At 64.6% G+C, this 2127-nt stretch carries 3 protein-coding genes; all 3 read right to left on the bottom strand.

Translation table 11 applies throughout. The features are described 5' to 3' along the window. Window positions 1-63 precede the first annotated feature (63 nt). A complete protein-coding gene (locus tag EN780_RS32695) occupies window positions 64-402 on the bottom strand; it encodes a metalloregulator ArsR/SmtB family transcription factor (protein ID WP_127282265.1) in 339 nt (112 codons plus the stop codon). A 160-nt stretch (window positions 403-562) separates the two neighbouring features. Beyond that, window positions 563-1339, bottom strand: a complete 777-nt coding sequence (locus EN780_RS32690; RefSeq protein ID WP_128276332.1) for a HugZ family protein — start codon at window positions 1337-1339, stop codon at window positions 563-565. Window positions 1340-1378: 39 nt separating this feature from the next. After that, window positions 1379-2127, bottom strand: a 749-nt coding sequence (locus EN780_RS32685) for a CaiB/BaiF CoA-transferase family protein (RefSeq protein WP_133372827.1), incomplete at its 5' end; no start/stop codon positions are given.

Here is a 2127-nt window from a genome sequence, read left to right as displayed (position 1 = left end):
GTCCATGCGTGCCTCGGCCGGCGAAAATTCGTCAGCGAGGTAAGGGGTGATCGGACGCGCCGGTCAAGCCCCGGCGCGACGCAGGCGATGGGCCATCCGCGATAGATCGCCGTCGCCGAAAATGCCGTCCAGCATGCGGAGCAACTCGCGCGCGGCTTCCGACTTGCAGGAATAGTAGATCATCTGCCGGTCGCGACGGGTCTCGACGAGGTCGAGTCCGCGCAGCTTCGCCAGATGCTGAGACAGGGCGGACTGGCTCAGCTGGACCTTTTCGGCGATGGCGCCGACCGACATTTCGCCGTCGACCAGATAGCTCATGATCAACAGCCGTTTCTCGTTGCCCATGAGCGTCAGAAACGTGGCTGCCGATTCGGCGTTTGCGATTAGCTTGCTCGAGATCATCGATGCCCCATGCTTTTCAGCTCATCCAGACGCTATGGGGGCAATAGCGTCTGATTCCATAAACTCACGTGTGGGTGCGCGCTCGTGAATCAGCGTCACACCAAAAGGGTAGAACATTTCTTCCAAATCTCAAGACTTGCTTTTGATTCTAGGCGATTAACTATCGCCCTTGTGAATAGCCGGCGGCGCGACCGGTCTTTGCCATGTCGACCAGCACCGTTCGCAGATCGCGCGCGGCCTTCAGCGGTTCAGGAAAGAACACCCGGCATAGGCTATCGCCAGCCGCAAGGTCCATGCCTTCGGCGTCGAAGCCGGTGGCGACCCAGCCGTCACCCTCGGCCCTGGCGAAATGACGCGCATAGACGGCGATCGCGTCGAGATGGTCGGCATTCATGTGGTCGAGTGCCGATTGCTCGCCTGCGGCCAGGTCCTCGACAATCGGTCCGGCGATGATGAGGTCGGCACGATCGAGCAGATAGGCCTTGCCGAAGCCGCCATTGAGGCTGGCACGCTCGGGTTCGAGCCGGAAAATGGAGAAGTCGCCAAGCCCGGCGTAGAGCTTTGCCTTGGGATTGCGGTTGAGATAGCGCCGCTCGGCGCGCTGGTGCTCTTCCGCCCCATGCTCCAGCCGCCTCGCCCGGCAGACCAGCGTTATGCGCGGATGCGCCAGCGGATCGCCCTTGCCGGGTTCGCCGACCAGCAGCGAACAGCGCGGGTCGGCAAGCAGCGCGCCGGTATGCGCCGACAGCATCGAGACCAGGATCAGCGGCGCGCCGTCACTGTCGGTGGCAACGCCGACCCGGCTCGCCAGCGGCGCTCCGGTGCCGGGCTCGATCACCGCCAGCGCGCCGAAGCGAGCGCTACGGATCAGCGTCTTCGCCAGCCTCACCGCTTCGGCATCGGTCTCGCGGATGACGTCCTTTTTACGATCAACCAAGAGCGCTCACCGTTTAAGCTGATTTTTCTGCTCCGCTTATCATCCGATCACGCCGGATTTGACAAGGGCCGCAATCTCGCTTCCGGCGACGCCGAAACGCGCAAGAACCGTCTCCGGCTTGAGATCACGATCGGTCGGCGCGGCGCCGATCGTCGACAGCGCTTGCGAGAAGCGTGGCGCCGGAGCGGGGCGATCGAGGTCGCCCGATCTGACAAAGGCGCCACGGGCGCGATTGTGCGGATGGTCTCTGGCTTCCCGCAAGGACAGTACCGGCGCGACGCAGGCATCGGTCGCGGCGAAGACCGTCTCCCAGTCGTCGCGCGTCTTCTGCCTCATGCGCGCGGCGATTTCGGCGCGCATCGCCGGCCAAATGGCCCTGTCGTACTGGTCATGCGCGAAACGCTGGTCGAGCGGCAGCAGCCTGGCGAATTCGGCGAAGAAGCGGGGCTCGAGGCAGCCGACCGCGACATGGCGTGCGTCCGCCGTCTCGTAGGTGTCGTAGAAGGGCGCGCCGGAATCGAGCAGGTTGACGCCGCGTTCGTCCCTCCACAGGCCGGCGGCCATGAAGGCGTGCACCGGCGTTGCCAGCATGGAAGCGCCTTCGACCATGGCGGCGTCGATCACCTGGCCCTTGCCGGAACGCGAGCGCTGGAACAAGGCGGCGAGCACGCCGGCGATCAGCATCATGGCGCCGCCGCCATAATCGGCGACGAGGTTGAGCGGCGGGACCGGCGGGCTTGCCTGCCTGCCGATGGCGTGCAGCAGGCCGGAATAGGCCAGATAGGTGA

This window comes from Mesorhizobium sp. M4B.F.Ca.ET.089.01.1.1 (genome assembly GCF_004022605.1).
Lineage (GTDB): Bacteria > Pseudomonadota > Alphaproteobacteria > Rhizobiales > Rhizobiaceae > Mesorhizobium > Mesorhizobium abyssinicae.
The sequence above is the reverse complement of the archived record's forward strand: the minus strand, read 5'-3'. Positions and strand labels throughout refer to the sequence as shown.